Annotated in this window: 1 protein-coding gene; it reads left to right on the top strand. The window is 36.3% G+C overall.

What is annotated here, in order from left to right:
* Nucleotides 1–1,099, top strand: a 1,099-nt coding sequence (locus R2Q70_RS21855) for an outer membrane beta-barrel protein (RefSeq protein ID WP_316809678.1), incomplete at both ends; no start/stop codon positions are given.

The following is a 1,099-nucleotide window of genomic DNA, read 5'->3' as shown; positions in this document are numbered from 1 at the left end:
TTACAAAATCAACAATGTTGGTTGCCCTATTGGGATTATCATCACAATTATTTGCACAAGAAACACCTACTACAACCAGTAGATTTGGTAAACAATCTTTAAGAACCTGGAGCGTTGGTGCTCACGGAGGTATCTTAAGCCAAAATACTTTTTTAGGTGGTGGTAGTGTTGATGCAAGAGAGTTTAAAAGTATCGGTTATGGTGCGTTTATCAAAAAACAAATCCTTCCGGCTTTAGGATTACAAGCAGACTTTTTACGTGGAGAAATGAAAACTGCCAATGCATTTGGAAGTTTAGAGCAAAAGAACAGCATTTCATGGTCAGGATCATTAACAGCGGTTTTGAACATTGCTAACTTTAGCTTAAACACGGAGAACGCTGTTTTAATTCCATACGTAAAAGCGGGTGCTGGTTACATGTCTTCAGATTCACAAATTGGAACTACCGAAGTATTTAACGGTAGAGAAGGTTGGTTTATCCCAACTGGTGTTGGTTTTAAATTAGGTGTTGCAAAAGGAATTAACCTTGATTTTGGTTATGATATCAACTTCATCAAATCTTCTCCAACAGTTAAATCTGTTTACAATGAGAGCAGATTCTCTTATGCTCACGCAGGTTTAGAGTTTGCTTTAGGTAATAAAGAAAATTCACAATTACAAAACTACAGTGCTATTGCTGACTTACGTAAACAAAGTGCTGAAGAAAGTGCTGAGTTAAGAAGAGCATTATCTACTGCTGAGCAAAATGCACAACGCGACAGAGATCAATATGCTAAAGATTTAGCTGATGATGATAACGATGGTGTAGCTAACAAATTTGATAAATGCCCAGGAACGCCAACAGGTACTGTTGTTGATGGTTCAGGTTGCCCAATCAAAGTTCAACGTGAAATTATCAGAGAAACTAAGGTAATTACTGAAGAAGATCGTAAAGTTGTTAAAGATGCAATTTCAAACTTAGAATTTGATTTAGGTAAATCTACTATCCGTTCTAAATCTTACGCTTCATTAAACAGAGTTGCTGGTTTATTGGTAGAGAAAAACTTTAGCTTAAAATTAGCTGGTCACACAGATAACACTGGTGGTAGAGAATTAAACTT

The sequence above is a fragment of the Pedobacter agri genome (assembly GCF_032678665.1).
Taxonomy (GTDB): Bacteria; Bacteroidota; Bacteroidia; order Sphingobacteriales; family Sphingobacteriaceae; genus Pedobacter; species Pedobacter agri_A.
Note: the sequence above shows the minus strand (reverse complement) of the source record. Positions and strands in the feature narration are given on the sequence as shown.